Annotated in this window: 18 protein-coding genes and 1 tRNA gene; 4 read left to right on the top strand and 15 right to left on the bottom strand. The window is 65.0% G+C overall.

The window, feature by feature from the left end; genetic code table 11:
• Positions 1-7: 7 nt before the first annotated feature.
• From JNM03_RS17355 to pal, 3 genes are all read left to right on the top strand, one after another.
• Positions 8-841 carry a hypothetical protein gene (locus JNM03_RS17355; RefSeq protein ID WP_294038551.1) on the top strand — a complete coding sequence of 278 codons (834 nt, stop codon included), beginning with the start codon at positions 8-10 and terminating at the stop codon, positions 839-841.
• Positions 841-2,211, top strand: coding sequence for a Tol-Pal system beta propeller repeat protein TolB (gene tolB / locus JNM03_RS17350; protein ID WP_294038549.1), 1,371 nt, complete (start codon positions 841-843; stop codon positions 2,209-2,211). Before JNM03_RS17355 ends, tolB begins: the two co-directional genes overlap by 1 nt.
• 94 nt (positions 2,212-2,305) lie before the next feature.
• The gene (gene pal, locus JNM03_RS17345; protein ID WP_294038547.1) at positions 2,306-2,818 is read left to right on the top strand and encodes a peptidoglycan-associated lipoprotein Pal; all 513 of its coding nucleotides are present in this window, start codon (positions 2,306-2,308) and stop codon (positions 2,816-2,818) included.
• Here the strand turns inward: pal and JNM03_RS17340 are convergent.
• From JNM03_RS17340 to JNM03_RS17270, 15 genes are all read right to left on the bottom strand, one after another.
• Positions 2,805-3,575 carry an A24 family peptidase gene (locus JNM03_RS17340; RefSeq protein ID WP_294038546.1) on the bottom strand — a complete coding sequence of 257 codons (771 nt, stop codon included), beginning with the start codon at positions 3,573-3,575 and terminating at the stop codon, positions 2,805-2,807. The genes pal and JNM03_RS17340 overlap by 14 nt on opposite strands.
• A 1-nt stretch (position 3,576) precedes the next feature.
• On the bottom strand, positions 3,577-4,293 hold the full coding sequence (gspN, locus tag JNM03_RS17335) for a type II secretion system protein N (protein ID WP_294038545.1): 717 nt from the start codon (positions 4,291-4,293) through the stop codon (positions 3,577-3,579).
• Positions 4,290-4,772 carry a type II secretion system protein GspM gene (gspM, locus tag JNM03_RS17330; protein WP_294038543.1) on the bottom strand — a complete coding sequence of 161 codons (483 nt, stop codon included), beginning with the start codon at positions 4,770-4,772 and terminating at the stop codon, positions 4,290-4,292. The genes gspN and gspM overlap by 4 nt, the downstream gene beginning before the upstream one ends.
• Positions 4,769-5,899 (bottom strand): type II secretion system protein GspL, encoded by a 1,131-nt coding sequence (gene gspL, locus JNM03_RS17325; RefSeq protein ID WP_294038541.1) that lies wholly within the window; start codon positions 5,897-5,899, stop codon positions 4,769-4,771. The genes gspM and gspL overlap by 4 nt, the downstream gene beginning before the upstream one ends.
• A gap of 13 nt (positions 5,900-5,912) precedes the next feature.
• Positions 5,913-6,920 carry a type II secretion system minor pseudopilin GspK gene (gene gspK / locus JNM03_RS17320; protein WP_294038540.1) on the bottom strand — a complete coding sequence of 336 codons (1,008 nt, stop codon included), beginning with the start codon at positions 6,918-6,920 and terminating at the stop codon, positions 5,913-5,915.
• The gene (gene gspJ / locus JNM03_RS17315) at positions 6,917-7,531 is read right to left on the bottom strand and encodes a type II secretion system minor pseudopilin GspJ (protein WP_294038539.1); all 615 of its coding nucleotides are present in this window, start codon (positions 7,529-7,531) and stop codon (positions 6,917-6,919) included. Before gspJ ends, gspK begins: the two co-directional genes overlap by 4 nt.
• A complete protein-coding gene (gene gspI, locus JNM03_RS17310; RefSeq protein WP_294038538.1) occupies positions 7,528-7,905 on the bottom strand; it encodes a type II secretion system minor pseudopilin GspI in 378 nt (125 codons plus the stop codon). The genes gspJ and gspI overlap by 4 nt, the downstream gene beginning before the upstream one ends.
• Positions 7,895-8,371, bottom strand: a complete 477-nt coding sequence (locus JNM03_RS17305) for a GspH/FimT family pseudopilin (RefSeq protein ID WP_294038536.1) — start codon at positions 8,369-8,371, stop codon at positions 7,895-7,897. Before JNM03_RS17305 ends, gspI begins: the two co-directional genes overlap by 11 nt.
• The gene (gene gspG, locus JNM03_RS17300; RefSeq protein WP_294038535.1) at positions 8,346-8,834 is read right to left on the bottom strand and encodes a type II secretion system major pseudopilin GspG; all 489 of its coding nucleotides are present in this window, start codon (positions 8,832-8,834) and stop codon (positions 8,346-8,348) included. Before gspG ends, JNM03_RS17305 begins: the two co-directional genes overlap by 26 nt.
• Before the next feature lie 4 nt (positions 8,835-8,838).
• Entirely contained in the window at positions 8,839-10,056 is a 1,218-nt protein-coding gene (gspF, locus tag JNM03_RS17295) for a type II secretion system inner membrane protein GspF (RefSeq protein WP_294038533.1), read from the bottom strand.
• Positions 10,049-11,542 (bottom strand): GspE/PulE family protein, encoded by a 1,494-nt coding sequence (locus tag JNM03_RS17290; RefSeq protein ID WP_294038531.1) that lies wholly within the window; start codon positions 11,540-11,542, stop codon positions 10,049-10,051. The genes gspF and JNM03_RS17290 overlap by 8 nt, the downstream gene beginning before the upstream one ends.
• Positions 11,539-13,755: a type II secretion system secretin GspD gene (gene gspD / locus JNM03_RS17285; protein WP_294038529.1), complete on the bottom strand. Its 2,217-nt coding sequence runs from the start codon at positions 13,753-13,755 to the stop codon at positions 11,539-11,541. The genes JNM03_RS17290 and gspD overlap by 4 nt, the downstream gene beginning before the upstream one ends.
• A gap of 5 nt (positions 13,756-13,760) precedes the next feature.
• A complete protein-coding gene (locus JNM03_RS17280; RefSeq protein WP_294038527.1) occupies positions 13,761-14,645 on the bottom strand; it encodes a type II secretion system protein N in 885 nt (294 codons plus the stop codon).
• Between the two features lie 182 nt (positions 14,646-14,827).
• The gene (locus JNM03_RS17275) at positions 14,828-17,578 is read right to left on the bottom strand and encodes a TonB-dependent receptor (RefSeq protein ID WP_294038526.1); all 2,751 of its coding nucleotides are present in this window, start codon (positions 17,576-17,578) and stop codon (positions 14,828-14,830) included.
• Positions 17,579-17,660: 82 nt separating this feature from the next.
• Positions 17,661-19,289, bottom strand: a complete 1,629-nt coding sequence (locus tag JNM03_RS17270; RefSeq protein ID WP_294038525.1) for a hypothetical protein — start codon at positions 19,287-19,289, stop codon at positions 17,661-17,663.
• A 306-nt stretch (positions 19,290-19,595) separates the two neighbouring features.
• On the opposite strand from JNM03_RS17270, the gene JNM03_RS17265 reads away from it, so the two are divergent.
• Positions 19,596-19,682 (top strand) — tRNA-Leu (locus JNM03_RS17265).
• The last annotated feature ends 305 nt before the right edge of the window (positions 19,683-19,987 follow it).

The following is a 19,987-nucleotide window of genomic DNA, read 5'->3' as shown; positions in this document are numbered from 1 at the left end:
CCGGATCATGGCTGCCACCACAGCATCCAGGGGGAACCAGAATGCCGGCATCGCGATCGCGGTGCTGTTGCATATTGCGGTGATCGGTCTGCTGTCGGTGCAATGGACCAGCGGCGACCGCCGCTTCGACAATCCGCCGATGGAGGTCGACCTGGTCGCGGAGACCGCGCCGCAATCATCAGCGCCGGTGATTACCGAAACGCCGCCGGCCGCGCGGTTGGGCGATGAATATTCTGATGATATCGCCGTGCCCGAGCCCGTGCCGACGCCCCCGGTGCCCGAACCGGTCGTACGCCCGACGCCGGCGCCAGCGCTCAAGCAGGTCGCGCGGCCGGTAGTGACCCCGAAGCAGACCCCGCCCGCCGCTCAGAAGGCAGCCCCCAAGGCGACACCAAAGGCAAACACGCCGCCGAAAAAGACGGCGACACGCCCGACCGGACGGCTCGACGGGATCGTCGATGGCCTCAGCAAGGCTCCGACCAAGTCGACCCAGACCAAGGGTGCCCCTGCGGCCGTAAGCGCTGCCGAGGTCAAACGATCGATCGACGTCGCGATAGACGGCAAGATTCTGCCTTATTGGCGGCGCAACGTGCCGTCAGGGGTCGATATCGACCAGTTGCGCGTTGTGCTGCGTATTCAGCTCAGCCGCGACGGGCGCGTAACCAGCGTCAACCAGGTTGGCGAGCTTACCGGCAAGACCGACAGCAATACCCCGCAGCAAAAGCTCTTTATCGAACGCGCGGAACGCTCCATCCGCCAGGCCTCGCCCTTCGATTTGCCCGACGAATATTATGATCAATGGAAGGTCTGGGACGTGACCTTCCGCGCGAAAGGAATGTGATGAAACCGCTGCCCCTCCGGATAGCCCTCGTCGCTTCGGCACTTGGCGCCGTTTCTGCGCTTCCCGCTGCGGCACAGACCCCACCCGCGACCGCGACCGAAGCGCCGCGGACCGCAGAAGTCGTGGCCGAGGTTTCGACCGAGCGCACCGTCATAGCCGTGCCCGCCTTTGCAACGCCCGCCGTCACCAATGTCGCGGGCCTCCGCACCGACACGCTTGGCCGCCAGGTCGCCGAAGTCATCGCCGCCGACCTTGAACGCAGCGGCCTTTACGCGCCGCTCGGCCCGGGCAGCGTCCGCGCGATCAGCATGACCGAAGTCCGGGCACCGAATTTTGCCGACTGGCAAGCAAAGAACGCCGACAATGTCGTCCATGGCTTCGTGCAGGCAAGCGGCACGGGTGGGCTGGTCGTCGGCTGCTACCTCTACGACACCGCGCTCGGTACCGAACTGGTCCGGCAAGGCTTCGAGATTCAGCCGGGCGACTGGCGCCGCGCCGCGCACAAGTGCGCCGACGCCATTTATTCTCGCCTGTCCGGGGAGTCGCCCTTCTTCGACAGCCGCGTCGCCTATATCGCCGAGAGCGGCCCCAAGGGAAATCGCATCAAGCGGCTTGCGATCATGGACAGCGACGGCGGCAATCACCGTTTCGTGACCAACGGTCAGGCGCTCGCGATCAGCCCGCGTTTCTCTCCCGACTACAAGAAGATCGTGTACGTCAGCTATTTGAACAACCGCGTTCGTGTCTTCATCTACGACGTGACGTCGGGCAGCCAGAAGCTCGTCACCGAAAGCGCCAACGCGACCTTTGCGCCCCGCTGGTCCCCCGACGGACGTCAGATCCTCTATTCGATGGCAGTAGGCGGCAACACCGACATCTATCGCATCTCGGCCGACGGCGGCACGCCCGTCCGGCTGACGAGCACGCCGGGTATCGACGTCGGCGGCAGCTTTTCGCCGGATGGCAAGAAGATCGTGTTCGAGAGCGATCGGTCGGGCAGCCAGCAGATATACACGATGAACATCGATGGATCGAACCAGCAGCGGATCAGCTTCGGCGGCGGGCGCTACGCAACCCCGGAATGGTCGCCACGCGGCGACCTGATCGCTTTCACCAAAATGGGCGGCGGCGAGTTCCGCATAGGGGTCATGACCCCGTCGGGCGGCGGCGCGCGCATGTTGACCAACAGCTGGCAGGATGAGGCACCGACATGGTCGCCGAACGGCCGCGTCATCCAATTCTTCCGCACCTCGCCCGGCAAGGACGGCAAATCGCAGCTCTGGCAGGTCGATCTGACCGGCGTGAACCTTCGCCGGCTACCCACACCGCAGGACGGATCGGATCCAAGCTGGGGTCCGATCCTTCCCTGAACGATGGTGAAACCAAAGGAAGTCCGCCGGGGTTCAACATAGGTTCATCCCGTACACGCACGACTGAAGACGCAACAACAAGAGGACAGAAACCATGACGATACGCAAAACAACCGCGATGATCGCGGCGATCACCATGCTGACTGTTGGGGCTTGTGCAAAGAAAGCACCCGATACGCTGCCGCCGGCCCCCGAAGGATCGGGCGGCGATACCGGCACCGGAACTGGAACCGGCGTCGTTCCCGGATCGCAGGAGGATTTCGTTGCCAACGTTTCGTCGGATCGCATCTTCTTCGATCTCGACCAATATAATGTCGACGCACAGGATCAGACGACGTTGCAGAGCCAGGCACAGTGGCTGGCACGCTATCCCGCCGTGCGCGTCACGCTGGAAGGCCATGCGGACGAACGCGGCACGCGCGATTATAACATCGCGCTGGGCGAGCGGCGCGCCAATGCAGCCAAGAATTACCTCGCTTCGCTGGGTGTGGATTCAAACCGGATTCAGGTGATCAGCTATGGCAAGGAACGCCCGGCGGCACTCGGGTCGAATGAAGAGGCCTGGGCCCAAAATCGCCGCGCGGTGACCGTCGTCATCTCGCGCTGATCAGCGGCCATAACGGCACCGCGGCCCATGCCGCAGTGCACAGGAAAAGACCGAAGGGGACCCGTCGCTCGCCGAGCGTCTGGTCCCCTTTTCGTTGGGCGGCGACCGCCCAGACGATCCCGCCAACACTGGCCAGCAACAGCATCAGCGGCAGCGCCTGCCATCCGATCCACGTCCCCACCGCCGCGACCAGTTTCGGATCGCCGCCACCCATTCCCTCGACCCCGCGCATTCGCCGGTAAATCCATGCGATCGCTGCGAGGATCGCTCCGCCCGCAAGCGCGCCGATCCAGCGGTCGATCAGCGGCGCCCCCAGCAAGGGCCCGGCGACCAAAATCCCCACGACCGCCAAGGCCGCGTTCAACCTGTCAGGCAGCCAGAAATGCCGTGCATCCAGCAGCGCCAGGGGAAGAAGCAGCCAGCCGAAGAGCGCCCAAAGCCAACCCGTTGTTCCTGGCAGCGTCGCCAGGGCGATGACGCCGACAAGGGCCGCTGCTGCTTCGACCCGCCAGTGAAACGGATCGATCTGCCCTCCGCATGACCGGCACGAACCGCGCGCGAGCAATGCCGACAGCAGCGGAATCAGATCGCGGATACGAAGCGTCCGGCCGCAGCCATCGCATTCCGACCGTCCGAGAACCGAACGCCCTACCGGCCAGCGCAGTACAAGCGTGGCGATAAAGCTGCCGGCGACAAGGCCGACCAGCCCGGCCAGACCGACGCCCGCGCCGATGGGCAAGGCGTCGAGGATCGTCACCTCAGAATCGGCCAGAGGTTGCCAACACGAACCCGCCCGCTCCCGGCTTGAAACCCAGCACCGCCAATGCGGCGGCCATGGTGGGGTCGCGATCGACATTGATCGCGAACAGCGCGCGATAATGACCCTTGCCGTCGAACGACAGCGTCAACCTCTCCATTCCCGACTGGCTCGCGAGCGCCGCCTGCGCGCGTCCGCCCGCGCAGCTCAGGGGCCCAGAAAGCCCCTGCGACAGATCCAGACCGGCGATCGGTGCCGCGACCGAGATCTGGACGCGCCCGGCCGCCGCAACGCATTTCCAACTTTCGTCAAAGCGCAGCGCAGCGCCTTCAAAGCGGATCACATCGGCAGGGATCGGGCCAAGTCCTGCGGTGAGGGACGCCGTGCCGGTAACGTCCGACATGCCGCGCGGACTGCTCCCATATAAACGTCCGGTCAACGCACCCAGCCGTTCGTCGGCGCGCTGAAAGTCAAGTTCGGTACCGCCACCAAGCAGGGCAAGCGGCGACAGGCCGGCGCGCACGGTCCCGAGCGGCAACGCGCCAAGCCGTGCATCGACCAAAGTTCCCGACCAGATCGACCCCCGAATTTCGCGGGCGGCAATGCCGGCCTCGGCGGCCCCCGATAGCGACAGCGCCAGACGCATCGGGAAAGTCGCGACGATCAGCAGCAACGCGAACAGCGCAACCGCGACGATCCAGCGTCGGCGTTCGGTCATCGCCCGCCCTTCCGGAGCTCGGCCGTCATTCCGACCGTGCCATCAGCGGCGGGGGTAATGGTGAGTTGATCGACAACGAAACCCTGATCTTCAAGCCCGGCGAGCCAGTCAGTCAGTACCGGCGCCTTGGCGGTGGCGATGGCGATCGTCACCTGCCGGTCACCCCGCGCCTCGTTACGGTCGAGCGTCAGTCCGATCTCGCTGGCCGACTGCGCGAGATACTGGTCGATCGCCACGGCATCGACCGCTGCCGCAACCGATTTCGCCGGACGCTGGGCCAGCAGCCGGACTTTGGCAGCGACGCGGCCTTCGCGTTCGACAGCGGCGCGGTGGCGGTCGTCGAGATCGGAGAGCCCGGAAAGCAACGGTTTGCCAGCCGCCCAGCCCAGTACTGCGGCGGCCAGAACAGCCGCAACGCCGACCAGCCAGCGCTCGCGCGTCGACAGCCCGCTCCACCAGCTTTTCAGACCCTCCATCATGGTACCGCCCGGATGGTTACATTGGCCATCTGCTGTCCGTCGGCGCCTGCCATCGGCTGCGCCGTAATGCGGTAACCGCGCGCTTGCAGAGCAAGCAGCACCTGATTGATATCATCAACGCGCGGCGCCGCGAGGGTGGTCGTCAGCGTGCCGTCGACCCGGTGCGCCAGCGTTTTCAACGACACGCCTGGCGCATCACGCATCGCATCATACAGCGCCGAAGCCGGCACGGAGAAAGCGAGCGGGCCGCCCCCCGCGCTGGCGAGGCGGCGGTCGAGTTCGGCTTCTGCCGTTCCCGCATCGCTGGCGATCACGCCGGCCTTTTTCGCGATCGCGACAGCGGCTTCGTCGGCACGCTTCGTGTCGGCCGCCAGGCGTACGGCATGGATGATCGGGATCAACAGGCTGACGATCACGAGCGCGACCAGCAAACGCTTCGCAAGACGCAGCAGCCCGGCATCGACCACCCAGCCATGCTTGGGCTTCCACGCGCCACTCAACAGGTCAAGCGGAGGCGCCGCAAGCGAAAGCAACAGTGAATCGCGCATCTGTGCCGCATCGAGCGGCGCGATCGACCGTTCGCCCGCGATCAGTCGGTCGATTTCGGGATCCGACAGGAAGGCGCGATCGGCGGTACGGACGATTGCCTCTCCGCCCACCTCGGCAACCCAAAGCGCTTCGGAATCAGGCGGTGGCACGATCGCCGCCGACGGAACGATCGCGGCAGCGGACAGTCCGCGCGTCGTCAGCCAGTCGGTCCACGCCGTCATGGCGGCGTGCGTCGTCACGGCGACAGGGACGGCCTGCCCGGCTACCGCAGGCTGGCCCGCGACGATATGCAGCGCCGCGGAGTCGCCAAGGCTATCCCTGATCGTATCGATGCGCGCCGCGGCGGCCGCCTGCGCTGGCGGCGCGTCGGGATAGTAACGCCAGTGCATCGGCACGTCGGCTGCGGGCGCCAGAGCAATCAGCCGGTTGTCGATATCGCCGCGTGACGTCTCCCACGTATCGACCCAACCGTCATCCTGCCCCGAATCGACGATCACGCCGTCATCGACGCGAAGCCATGCCGGACGCGCTTCCTCGTTACCCGAAAGCGCCGCCACGCGCGGCAGCCAGAGAAGCAAGACATGCCCCATGTCAGTCGACGTCGCCCCAATCGCGGCGGACGATCGCTGGTGCCGCCTGCCCGGCTCCGGCCGCGCCGCCTTGGGCGTCGATGAGCGATCTAGCCGTCAAAACCCCGTCCCCCATCGTCACGTTGGTCGTCAGCGCAAACCATCGGCTGTTCACGCCGGCCTGCTCGGCGACGTCCTGAGGGGGGTCGAGCCCTTCGAACGCCCGTCCCTCCCAGAATCGCACGCTGCTGCCATAGCCGCCCGCAGGCCGCACCGCCAGCGCCGCCCGCGCTGCGGAAAGGCTGATCTGTCCAGGCAGCAGCATCGCGATCAGCGGCGCCTGCTCGGGCGTCAGCGTATTGACGTTGAGCTTTACCGGCTCGGCGACGGGCAGCACGCATATCCATGGTTTGAGCTGCGCATAGATCTTCGGCGTCATCCCGCGAACGGCGCGAAGTTCGCTGACATCGACCATCTTGCGGTTGGCAGCGAGATAGCTTGCCGGCATTGCACGATAGACATCGTCTTCCGCGCCAAGCGGGCCATCGTTGCTGTCGCTGTCGATCCAGTCGGCGGCCGCTCCGGCAATCTGCTGCGCCTGTCCGTCGGCAACGCCGACCAGCTTCATCAATTCGACAAACTGGCCCACCGCCCCCGACCGCTGGCTGAATTTGCCCGGTGTCACTTCGGCGGCGAGGCTGTTGAGGTTGAAGCAATTGTTCGCATCGGTGAGCCGTGCCCGCCCCTGCCCGCCCGGCAGCGGCAGGATGAAATCCCGGCCCAGCCAGTCGCCGGTCAGCGTCAGCCGGGCGGTGTCGCGCGACACGAGGCTGGATACGCGGCGCAGCGCGATCTGTTCGGCCGCGAACGTATAAGCGCGCCCCTGATCGACCGTCGCCGCGCTGCCGGCGATCCGCGTCGCCAGCGTCAGCCGGTCGAGCGCCGTGGCCGCGATCACCGCCATCACCGCGACGAGGAGCAGCACGGTGAGCAGCGCCGCTCCGCGTTCGTTTTCACGCCGGCGCGTCATGGCTGCGGCCCGGCAGCAACCAACGGCGGCGGCGGCGGCGTCGGTCCGGTCAGAAACAGCATCGTCAGCGAGGCGCGGCCGGCGCGGGTCAATCGCACTTCGACGGCGCGCGGCAACCGGTCGCCCGGCTCGCTCGTCCAGCTTTCGGCCCAATCGCCCTTGTCGTCGCGGTAGCGCACCGCTGCGGCCGTTACGTCGCCAATCAGTCGGTCGCCATCGGGCAGCGCCGTGCCATCGAGCATCGGCTGCACCGCGCGGCGCCATTCGCCGCCGGTCATCGCATACCCGACACGCTCGACGGCGGGGCGCGGGTTGCCGTCGAAGGGCGCGGCACCGGCATGGACCAACGCAAAGCCGGTCGACGAGCCGACGAAGGCCGGAACCGGCTCGCCCGCCTGTCCGCGCGTCGAACGCTGCACTGCCTGTGCAAGATCATTGGCCATCACGGCCCGAAGACGATTGATCCCGCTCATGCCCTTGAGGCGCGCCTGCACGGCGTCCTGCGTATCGACGCTGGTGCGCAGCAGGGTAACGCCCATCGCGGCGATCACCGCGAAGATCGACAGCGCGACGAGCATTTCCACGAGAGTGAAGCCGCGCTCGTCCTTCATCGCGACGGCCTGATGATCGTGAGCGCGGCCTGCCCGTTTCCGCTCTCCGGACGGACAAGCAGATCGACACGCAGCAGGCTGTCATCGGCGGTCTTCGCCACCCGCTGCTCGATACGCCAATTGCGTCCGGCATTGGCGACGCTGCTCGCGCTGGCGCCGATGGTGGGCGGCGCCGGATCGGTCCAGAGTTCGACCGCGCGGTTCTGCGCGACGATTCCCGCCATCGTGCTTTCGTCAAGATCGCCCGCGGTGCGCACCGCATAGGCGTCGAGGCGGACGAGCGTCAGTGCCGCGATGCTGATGATGCTGAGCGCGACCAGCATTTCCAGCAGCGTGAAGCCGCCTTCGCGAGACCGGGGCGGGTCACTGCCCACGGCTGACCTCTCCCATCGCCGACACGCGCACGATCTCGCGCGCGTCGCCGCCCGACAGCACAAGGGTCTGCGGAGTCGCGGTTGTGCCGACGCGGTCGAAGAGGATGCGCGCCGCAGCCTGACCGTCGCCCGATACGAACCGAACGCCGCCCGGCCAGTTTCGCTGTTCGAAAGGGCGTCCGGGAAGCGGCTGCCATGCGCCTTCGACCCGGCGTTCGAACCCATATCCCGACGGCACGAAATTGACCGAAACGCTGCGTCCTTCGATCACCGCGATATCGCGCGCGGCGGCTAGGCGTGCCGCGAGCCGGTCCGCCTCGCTACGCACCGTCCGCTCCTCGCCGGGAATCGTGAGCACAACGACCGTCGCGGCAAGCGCCATGATCGCCAGCACGACCATCAGTTCGACGAGCGTGAAGCCGCGTTCGCCGAAGCGCCGCTCAACCCTCTCCGTGGATGTCGGCATTGTCGTCGGTTCCGCCCGGCGCCCCGTCAGCCCCCAGCGACCAGACGTCGAACGCCTTTCCGTTCGCAGCGGGAGCTTGATAATTATAGGGGCGCCCCCAGGGATCGCTCGGCAACTTCTTGATATAGCCACCGCGGCGATAGCGTTCGGGTTGCGCCAGCGCCGGCGGCGCGGTCACGAGCGCATTGAGCCCGTCGGTCGTCGCCGGATAGACGAGATTGTCGAGCCGATATTGTTCGAGCGCGCCCTCGAGCGTCGCGATATCGGTCTTCGCCTTGGTCACCAGCGCCTTGTCCTGCGCGGGCAGGACGTTGATCATCACCACGGTGGCGAGCAGCCCGATAATGAAGATGACGACCATCAGTTCGGTCAGCGTGAAACCCCGCTCGTCGCGTTTGCGACGCGCCCCGGTGGGACGCGAAGGGTCGAGGATCAGGCGAAGGAAGAGCTGCATAAGCGACATGATATTATAGACCTGCAAGGTTCTGCAACTGGAGGATCGGAAGCAGGATCGAGAGAATGATAAGCGCGACGCACGACCCCATAACGACAATTATGACAGGTTCGAGAAGCGCCATCGATGCGGCGGTAAAACGGTCGAATTCGCGTTCGAGATAATCGGCCGCACGCTCAAGCATCTGTTCGAGCCGCCCCGCGCTTTCGCCGCTCGCGGTCATATAGACCAGCAGCGGCGGAAAGACGCCCGCATCGCGGAGCGCGGCCGACAGGCTGCCGCCTGCGCGCACCTGATCGACAATACCTGCGGTTGCTGACGCCAATGCCGCGTTTCGGATCGTCGGGAGCGTCAGGCGAAGCCCCTCGACCAGCGGCAGTCGGCTCGACACCATCGTCGAAAGGGTGCGCGCAAAGCGGGCGGCGTAGAGGTCGCGAAGCAGGCGGCCGAAGAGCGGCAGGCGTAGCAGCCGGGCATCGACCGCGGCCTTGAATGCCGGACGGCGCATCGCCGTGACCCATCCGAAGGTGGTGGCGGCCAAGAATAAGCCGATCAACCACCACCAGCCCGCCGCAAAGCCCGATATTGCGATGACGGCGCGGGTCAGGAACGGCAGTTGCTGCCCGACATCGGTGAACTGCTCGACGACGCGCGGTACGACAAAGATCATCAGGGCGGTCACCACACCGATCGCGACGACCGCGAGCACAATCGGGTAAGCAAGCGCGGCGATCAGCTTGCCGCGCACCTCGGCCTGCCGCTCGAGCAGGTCAGCCAGACGGGCCAGGATCGTCGTCAGGCTGCCGGTCGTTTCACCCGCCGCGACCATCGCGCGATAGAGCGGGGGAAAGCTGCCCGGCTGGCGCGCCATCGCATCGGCGAGCCGTCGGCCTTCGAGCAAACCCGCGTGTACGTCGCCGATGATCGCGCGTGCGCTCTCGGCCTCGCTCTGGCGCATCAGCGTGCGCAGCGCCTCTTCCAGCGGCGCCACCTCCACAAGCGTCGCGAGCTGGCGCGTGAACAGCGCGAGTTCCTTGCGGGTCAACCTGCTTGAGCGGAAGGCAAGCAGGCTGCGGCCACTCGCCGGCTTTGCTCCGGCCTCCTCGACCGTGACGATGTGAAATCTGCGCCGGACGAGATCGGCGCGGGCAGCATCATCGTTCGCGGCGGTCAGCCGTCCCTGCCGCTCGCGGCCCTGCGGATCGATCGCCACATAGCGATAGTCAGGCATCGACATCCTCGCGCCGCGCAATGCGGATCGCTTCTTCGGGCGTCGTCAAACCCTTGGCGACCATCGCACGCGCCGCCGAAGCGAGCGTCGGCGCTTTCAGGAACGCATGTTTCGCGATCATGGCCTCATCGCCGCCGGCATAGATATAGCGGCGCACGGTTTCATCGACCTTGATCGCTTCGAACACGCCCACCCGCCCTTTGAAGCCTGTGCCGCCGCACTGGTCGCACCCTTTCGGGCGCCAGATCACCGTGCCGATATCCAGCCCGAGCACGGCCGCGACGCTATTGTCCGCCTGAACCGGCTCGCGGCAGTTTTCGCAAAGCCTGCGAACGAGGCGCTGGGCGATCACCGCGCGCAGCGTCGAGGCGAGCAGGAAAGGCTCGACCTTCAGGTCCTTGAGGCGCGTGATCGCGCCGACCGCGTCGTTGGTGTGGACCGTCGAGAGAACCAGGTGGCCGGTCAGCGAGGCCTGCACCGCAATATCGGCGGTTTCGCGGTCGCGGATTTCGCCGACCATCACCACATCGGGGTCCTGCCGCAGGATCGCGCGCAGACCGGCCGCAAAGTCGAGCCCCACCTTGTTGTTCACCTGTGTCTGGCCGACGCCGTCGACGGCATATTCGACAGGGTCCTCCACGGTCAGGATGTTGCGCCGCCCGTCGTTGAGCTGTTTGAGCGCCGCATAGAGCGTCGTCGTCTTGCCCGACCCGGTCGGGCCCGTGACGAGGATGATGCCATTGGGTTCGGCCAGCGCTTCGCGCAGGAAGCGGTCGGCCTCTCCCGACAGGCCAAGAACGTCGAAATCGATCCCTGCCGCATCCTTGTCGAGAATACGCATCACGACCCGTTCGCCGGCACGGCTGGGCAGCGTGGACACGCGGACATCGACCCCCTTGCCCGCGAGCGTCAGGCCGATGCGACCATCCTGCGGCACCCGGCGTTCGGCGATGTCGAGCCGCGCCATCACCTTGATGCGGCTCACCACCACCGGCGCGACGTGCGGCGGCATGCGCAGATGCTCGCGCAGGACGCCGTCGGTGCGCATGCGCACGACGAGCCCGCTCTCATAGGGTTCGATATGGATATCGCTGACCCCCTGCCGCACCGCCTCCGCTATGATCGCGTTGATCAGGCGGATGGCCGGCGCGTCGTCGGCGCTATCGAGCAGATCCTCTGCACTGGGCAGGCTGAAGTCGATGTCGTTACCGTCGAGCGACCCCGCCATCGCGGCGGCCGAGGCGTCGACGGCATAGTGATCGGACAGCAGGCGATCGAAATCGGCTGCACCCGCCGTCGCGACGCAGATCGACTGCGCGAGATAACGCTTCACTTCGATCAGAACCGCGGGATCGCTCCCCTCACGGAGAGTAGCCAGCCAGCGGCCGTCGCCATCGAGAGCAATCACCACCCCATGGCTGCGGGCAAAGGCGTAAGGGATATCGACCGGCGCCGGGGGAGGCGCCGCCGGTTCGATGTCTGTCACGGATAATCTCCGGGCGGAGGCGCGGGTGCCTGCGATACCGACGGCGGCACATCGGTGCCGATGACCTTACCATCGGGCGCGCGCAACTCGGGCAGGTTGACCGGGCCGACAGTGACGTCGGCGGCACTCGGTGCCGTCGGAACCGGCGGAACGGTGCCAAGATAATCGCGCACCAGCGTGTCGATCGCGGGCTCTTCATCGGGATTCCGCTGCAGCTGGAAGTCGCGGATATAGCCATAGCGGCGCGCGGTCAGCGCGGCATTATCCTCGCGATTGCGCAGAACCGTTGGCCGGATGAAGACCATCAGGTTGGTCTTCGAGCGGCTGCGGCTGCGCGACTTGAACAGTTCGCCGATCAACGGGATATCGCTGAGCAACGGAATCCGCTCGATCGTCTTGCGTTCATCGTCGTTGAGCAGGCCGCCGATCGCCAGAATTTCGCCGTCATCGACCGTCAGCACCGTCTCGAACGACCGTTTGTTAAGGATGAGGTCGCTGTTGCGCGACGATACCGGCCCCGCGACACTCGACACTTCCTGACGGAGGAACAGCTTGACCTCGCCCGCGCCATTGACCTGCGGTGTGACCTCCAGCTTGATCCCCACTTCTTCGCGCTGGACGGTTCGAAAGGCATTGTCGAAATTGCCGCTGAGCGCTTCGCCGGTGGTGATCGGCACTTCCTGCCCGACGAGGAACTTCGCTGCCTGATTGTCCAGCGTGACGATGTGCGGGGTCGCCAGCAGGTTCGAGGTGGTGTCGGACTTCACGGCGTTGATGATCGCGCCAAAGATCGTGTTCTTGCCGATATCGCCCGCGAAACCTGCAAACCCTCCAGTTGCGGTGAGGAGCGACGATGCCGCGGCCTCCTGCAAGGTGCTGCCGAGCGCGCTTGATGTCTGGGTGACGACCGTGGTCCCGTCGACCGTGGTCTTGTCCTCGGTCAGCTTGGTCGCGGCATAAGCGCCGCCGAGCGTGAAGATGTTCGGCTGGGCGTTGCTGTAGTTCGTGGCGACGAACGGAATATTCTTGCCGCCGAGAAGGAACTGGACGCCAAGGCGCTTTGCCGCATCGTCGCCGATCTCGACAACGATCGCCTCAACCAGCACCTGCTCGCGGCGGCTGTCGAGCTGGCGGATCAGTTCGCCCAGCATGCGCTGCACTTCGCTGTTGGCGGCGACGATGATCGCATTGGCGCCTTCATAGCGGGTGACGATCGCCGGTCCGCGCGTCGCGATGCTGCCGCCGCTTCCGCTGACCGACGTCGGGGTGGTGGTGGTTGCCGCTGCCGCCGGTATCGCGCTGCCGCCCGACGACGAGGTCGACGAGGAGGACGATGAAGCTGGCGGCAGGCCCGCCTTCTGCGCCGGGTCGCTGCCGCCGCCGACAAGTTGCTGCAAGGTCGGGAGCAGCGTTTCGGCGTTGGCATGGTCGAGCCAATAGACGCGCAGTTCGGTGCCGCCCGCCGCCTTGGCGTCCAGATCGCGGGCCATCGAGACAAAGCGCGCGACCAGCGCCTGATCGCCACGCAGCGCGATCGCGTTGCTGCTGTCGATGGGAACGATCGCGACGGGCGCCTTCGCCCCCTCGCCGGCCGCCGGGACCAGCGCCTGGAGCGCCGCCGCGATTTCGCGCGCGCCGGCGTTCTTCAGCGTCACGATCTGGCTGGTCGAGGTATCGCGATCGATGCTCGCGGCGAGCGCCCGGATGCGGCGGATATTGTCGGCGAAGTCCGCAACGACCAGACTGTTGGCATTCCGGTTCGCGGTCAACGATCCTTGCGCACTGACCAGCGGTCGCAGCGTTTCGACGGCCGCGACAGCATCGATATGCTTCAGGCGGATGATTTCGGTAACAAACTGGTTCTGCGCCGCGCGATCGCTGCCGATCCGGCCCGGCTGTGCAGCAGCCCCGTCGATCGGCTGGATGCGATAGGCGCCGTTCGGCCCGGGCACCGCGACGAGGCCGTTCGACCGCAGCGTCGACAGGAAGATTTCGAAATACTCACTCCGCGACAACGGCCGGTCGGTAACGACCGAAACCTTGCCGTTGACGCGCCCGTCGATCACGAAGGTGCGGCCGGTGATCCGCGCCGCATCCTGGATGAAGGCGCGAATATCGGCGTCGCGGACATTCAACGTATATTGCGCGAATGCCGGCCCCGGCGTGGCGGACACGAGCGCGGCGGCGAGCATCAAGGACAGTTTGAGGCGCATAAAACCTATTGTTTAGTCAAAAATAAAGCGATGGGAACGACACTGGCGCCGCGTTCGACTTCGAGCGAAACCCGGGCGCCGGGTACGAGCTGGCCGGCCAGCGAGGCGGCGTCACCAGCCCCACCGATCGAACGCCCGTTGACCGACCGGATCACGTCGCCGGGGCGGAGCCCTGCGGCGCGGAACGCGGCGCCGTCGCCTTGCGGCTGAACGACGAGGCCGGTGACCTTGCCGGCTTCTGCGCGCGGGGTGAAGCCGACGCCCGCTTTCAGCGCCTCGGGCGACAATTCGCCGCTCGGCGATCCGCCACCCGCCGGAACAGAACCGATCTCCGGCGTCGGCGCGGGCAGCGGTGTCCCGGAACCGGCGGTCGCAGCGTCGCCGCTCTGGTCGAGGAACAGGCTTTCGCGTGCGCCGCCGCGATCGAGCAGGACATGGTCGAAAGCAACTCCGACAAGCTTCAGGCCGGGCGCGATTTCGTCGCCGACCGCATAGCTGTTCTGAATTCCGTCCTCGCCGGCGATGATCGCCGATCCGCCACCGGTCGCTTCGTTGATGTTGATGCCGAAGAGGGTAAGGCCCGCCGACGTCACGGTCGCGGTCGCGGCCCCCTGCCCCGCTGAGCGGAAGAAGGGATCGATGCTGATGAACAATGCGCGCCGCTCGGCCGGCGATGCGATCACCGCGGTCTGAGGCTGCCACATGCCAAAGGACGACAGCGGCACAATCAGCGTCCACAACAGACTGACGCTCTGCCAGACAAGCCCGGCGCCGAGCAGCGTAACCCCCAGCACCGGCGCGACATCGCGCGGCGAATGCCGGCCCGCGCGCAACCAGGTCGGTAGCGCGCGCGGAAGCCGAACGGCCGATCCGGACATCAGCGTCGCCATGAACTCTTTCCTGTCCCCCAACTGAAAGGCTGCGTCGCGAATCGCCTAGGGGCGGTCGATGACAATCAGTTGACCGGAAGATTACAGTTTTTTGACAGCCGGGCGAGTCCGCCGGCAACGAACGGCCGCAAAACGCCATCCCGCCCGAAACCGGAGCGGCGCCCGAGCCAGGGGTTCCCTCATTAGAATTTGAGCGAACCGCCCAGCGAAAAGGTGGTGCCCGTCCTGTACAGATTATAATAGATGACGTTATCGCCGTTCTGCTGCATTTCCTTGTATTTGTTACCGAAAATGTTGCGCGCTTCGAACTTCAGTTCCAGTTCCTTCCCGAACAGCGGAACGCCCTGTCGCGCAACAAAGTCGACCTGAACGCCCGGACGTTCGAAGATGTCGGGCTGTCCCGATGGCCCGCGCCGCGTGACGCGATCCGACGCATAGGAGATGAGCAGCGTCTGCTGCGACAGCTTTTCCGTGTCTTCGAGGCCGAACTCCACATTGACCAGATGATCCGACTGACCGGTCAGCGGCGCGCCGTCGCGGAAGAACTGGCTGGCGAATTTCGCCCCGGTGAAGGGAAATGCCTGGACCGGATCATCGGGACCGACTTTCAGTTCCGACTTCGACCAGGTGTAGTTACCGATCAGGACGGCTCGGCGCGTCGCGAAGAACCCGTCGCCCCAGCCGCTAAGGTCGAAATGCTTCTGCACCTCGAACTCGGCCCCGTAGAGGATTGCCTCGGGCGCGTTGGCGAACCGTGCCGTCACGCTGTTCCCGTCGAAGCTGGTATAGGTTTCGATCGGATTCTTGATCTTCTTCCAGAAGCCACCGATCGACACGCGCTGCTCGGGCGCGAAATACCATTCGACGCGGCCTTCGGCATTGTAGAGCTGGCTGTCGACAAGCTGCGGATTGCCCTGGAAATTCCGGTTGCTGTCCGGATCATAATAGGTCTGGAACACCAGCTCGCGGAACTGCGGGCGGGCGATCGTCTTCGACGCGCTGAGGCGTACCTGCATCCGCGGATCGATCTCATAGGTCAGGGTCGCGGCGGGCAACAGATAGCTTCGGTCAAGCTTGGTCGCGGGCGGCAGGATCGGTGTGATATCATAGACCTGAACCGCCGTGACGCGCTGGAGTGCGGTTTCATAGCGCGCACCCAGGTTGAGATTGAGCCCATCGAACAGATCGGCCTGAAGCTGGAAATAGGCCGCATGGTTCCGCAGGATCGCACGGAAGGTCGGGTTCGAACCCGTGCTGTCCACCAGTGAAATTCCCGTAGGGCTGGGATTCGCCGGACAATTCGGATTGACCGGCGGGTTCAGCGGCGGGAAACAGATGACCGTCTGTGACAGCAGCAGGTCCGGGCGCAGGATCGAAATCGCCATCGGAATATTGTTGTTGCCCTGAAACAGGAAGTCGCGGCGCTCGGTCACGCGGCTCGTGTCGCTGTAGGCATAGCCATAGACCGCCTTCACCGTGGGCGAAATTTCATAGGTGAAGTCGATCCCTGCCGAATAGAGATTCTCGTTGAGATCGGAAAAGGCGATCGTCGCGCTGCCCGGCCGCTGGCCCGTGTTCAATGTGTTCGTGAAGAACTGACCATAAGGATCGGTGGGGCTGTTCGAACGGCTATAGAGGAAGCTCAGTTCAAAGGGCGCCTCACGCTGCGAATTCGCATAGCCGGCCCGCACATCGACATCGAGCTGGTCGAACGGCTGGAATTCCCCCACAAACTGAGTGTTGAAAAGCTGGCGCGCGAACCAGGCCGTATCCTGGTACATGAAACTGACACCTGGGCTGGCATCGGCGGTCAGCGGGCGCTCTTCGGCCCCGAGCCGCGCCTGCTTGATCGTGTCGCGGATGTAAAGATTGGTCCAGCGCACCTTGTTTTCGCCGAATTCGGCGCTTAGCCCGATCAGACCGTTCACAACGATGCGATTGTCGGTGATCACGCGATTGATATCGGTGTTCAGCGACGACAGGTCGAGCGCGTTGGCCGTCTGCTGCGTCACATCCCGCGTCCGCCAGCGACTGGTATAACCGGCGGTTGCGATCAGGCCGACCTCGGTATCGCCGAGCGTCCAGGACTTGCCACCGGTGATATTCGCGCCCCAGTTGACCGGCATATTGTCGTTGCGCTGAACGATCGCGTTGCGCGCGGTGACGAACTGGCCGGCGATCGCCTGCTGGTTCACGCTGACATCGTTGATGCGCAGTCCTGAATCCCGCCATGCCCGGTATGCGGACGGCAAGCTGCGCCCACCGTCGCCAAAGCCCGTCCAGTCGCTGCCGGTGCCGTAATAGGTGTAACCAAGTTGCCCCGTGGTTTCCGAATTGCCGCCGATACTGCCGCCAACCTGCAGAAAGGCGTCGCGCGGGACCGCCTTGGTGGTCAGGTTGATGACGCCGCCGCCGAATTCTCCCGGAAAATTCGCCGAATAGCTTTTCTGGACGAGCGACGAGGCAATGATGCTGCTGGGAAAGATGTCGAGCGGAACGACGCGCTTCAGCGGTTCGGGACTGGGCAGCGGCGAGCCGTTGAGCAGTGCGAGCGAATAGCGGTCGCCGAGCCCACGAACATAGACGAACCCGTTACCGACGACGCTGAGGCCGGTGACGCGGCCCAGCGCTCCAGCTATATTGCCTTCGCCCGTACGCGCGATATCGGCGGCGCCGAGGACGGAGACGACCTGCGGCGCGGTGCGTTCGATATTGGCATTGCGACGCCCCGTAACGACGATCTCGCCGCCGGGGATTGAAACATCGACCTCCTCTTCGGTGGGTGCGGCGCCGCTCGCCGTATCGGACGCATCCACCGTGGGGTCAGCGGCGGGGGTCTCGGCCGCCGGATCAGACTGGGCCATCGCCGCGGCTGGCGCCACAAGCGCCGTGGAAATCAACAACAGGCTGGCGAGCCGGATCGGCTTGGACATGACAGTCACCCCTTGGAAACGCGAATATGTAAGCAGGGAGGGAGCGGCGCGGCGCCGCTCCCTCCCATCGGGACAAAGGATCTCAGGTCGTCGGCAGCGAAGTGCAGAGACCCGAATTGCCGGTGCCGAAGTTCGCGGTGCCGCTGTTGCAGGTCCAACCCTGGTACCAGGTGTCGCTCGCATCCTTGACCGCACCGATGTAGGTCGTGCGCTCAAAGAAGCTCGCGCGCGTCAGCTCGATGCCGTTGAATATCTGACCGTTCAGCGTCGAGACGTCGAACGGCGTCACGGCCGTTTCGGTCGCACCGTTGATGTACAGGCTGGTCAGTGTCGGCGTGTAGGCATCGTTGTTGCCATTCGAACCCGAACCAAAGATCGCCTGCACTTCCGCCGCCGTCACGCCGTTGCTGCCGATATATTTGGTGCCCGCGCATTGCATGAGGACCGAACGGAAGATCGGTGCGCCGAACTCGTCGATTGCCGTGCTTTGCGTGCCCGACGCGGTTTGGGTGCGGCTGAGCCGCAGGCAGGGGTTGGTCGGGCTGACGACCACCGAGTTGTAGAGACCATAGTCGGTGCCGCCGCGCAGCAGGATCGATGCCTGATCCGACGAGGAGTTTTGCGTGTTCTGGTAGAATACGAAGTTGGCGACGCGGGTGTTCTGACGAGGGTTGTCGCCATCGGACGTATCGTCCGAGTCCGCTTCGATCAACGCATCGCCAATGTTCGGGCGCTGCACGACAATGCCATACTGCCAGTTCGACTTCGCACCGACGTCGGTGTCGAGATTGTCGTCCTCGGCGCCGACCGCGATGAAATGCTTCACATGAGCGTGGCCACCGAAGACTTCGATCGCGTCGTCCGAGCTGTTGTAGGACATGATGTGATCGAGCTGCGTGCCCGACCCGACGCCTTGCAGCGTCAGCGACTGAAGCTCGTTCGCGCCCGACAGGATGTAGCCCGAGAAGCGGATCTGGACGTAACTCATCCGGCCACTGCTTTCGGTGTTGTTGGCACCGCCATAGAGCGCCGGATTGACGGCCCCTTCGGTCTGACGTTCGCAAGCCGACGTTCCCGGCGTCGGCGTGGTACCGCCGGAGCTGGCGCAGTTCGTGATCTGGCTACGACCGCTGAGCACGACGCCGCCCCACTGACCCGACGAGTTTTCGGTATTGAGACCCTGGACGTTGTCGCGGCTGGTAAAGATGATTGGGCGTGTCGGCGTACCGACGGCCTGGATCGAGTTGCCGCGGTTGACGTTGAGCCACGAAGGACCCGATTCGCCATAGATGATGACGCCCGGCTCGATCGTGAGCACGACGTTGGTGGTCCCGGTGGTCGTCGGCCCCTTGTCGTCGCCGACATCGACGCGGCCGTCCATACGATAGACCAGTCCGGCGATCTTGGGCAGCGTGGTGCTGCCGGTGATGCGCGCCGGCAGCGTGCAGACGCGGAAGCTGCCGATCGAAGTGTTGCTGATCGTGCCGCTGTCGACGAGCGACCCGCCATTGATCGTCGGGCAGCCCGCGGCGGGCGTCACCGATGCCGGGGTCGGCGTGGGAGTCGGGGTCGGCGTCGGGGTCGGCGCCGGATTGATGATGATCGTGCCCCCCTCACCGGGCGACGCGATGTCGTCGGCACCGCAGGCCGCGAGAGTGGAACAGGCCACGCTGGTGAGCATGATCAAACGAATGCGTGCGAAAGCCGCCATGAAATTCTCCGTTCCCGGTGTGCGCCGCCAGAAGGGCGCGGTGAAAAAGCACCGGCAAACGAAGGAGGAGTGCCGCCTCGCCCCCGGTGCCGCCGCACCTAGGGTGATTCGATGACCGTCTGACGCCAGAGCGATGACACTGGCGTGACTCTTTCAGGTCGATTTGGTGACACGCGCCAAAGCCGCGGACCCGCGTCTTCGCGGGAACAGGAAATAAAAGCGGCGAAGCTTGCTTGCATCGCCCGAAAAGCTTTGCTAGGCGCCCGCTCCTACCTGGTACCGGACCTGTTCGGACCATCATGATGTGCGGTCGTGGCGGAACTGGTAGACGCGCAACGTTGAGGTCGTTGTGGCCGAAAGGCCGTGGAAGTTCGAGTCTTCTCGACCGCACCATGAACGCTGATTTTATTCAGCTTTTTCGCCATTTGGCACAATTCTGAGTTGCGTTTGTTAACTACCGCACCAAACTCGCGGACTTCGGCCGGATATTGGCAGTTTGGCACAATGCCGCTGCGTGACATCGCGATCGGATATGTTGCAAACCCTTCATCGGTAATGGCCGGTGCACGAACCACTTCGTGGATTGGCGCTAGCCTCGATGTAAAGCAGCCCTTCGAGCGCCGCGCCTGATTGAACGCGGGCTGCCACAGGCAGACCCTTTCGGCTCCTTTACCTGAGGAGTCGAACGATGAACGAGC

The sequence above is a fragment of the Sphingopyxis sp. genome, from assembly GCF_016793825.1.
In the GTDB taxonomy this organism is placed as follows: Bacteria; Pseudomonadota; Alphaproteobacteria; order Sphingomonadales; family Sphingomonadaceae; genus Sphingopyxis.
Note: the sequence above shows the minus strand (reverse complement) of the source record. Positions and strands in the feature narration are given on the sequence as shown.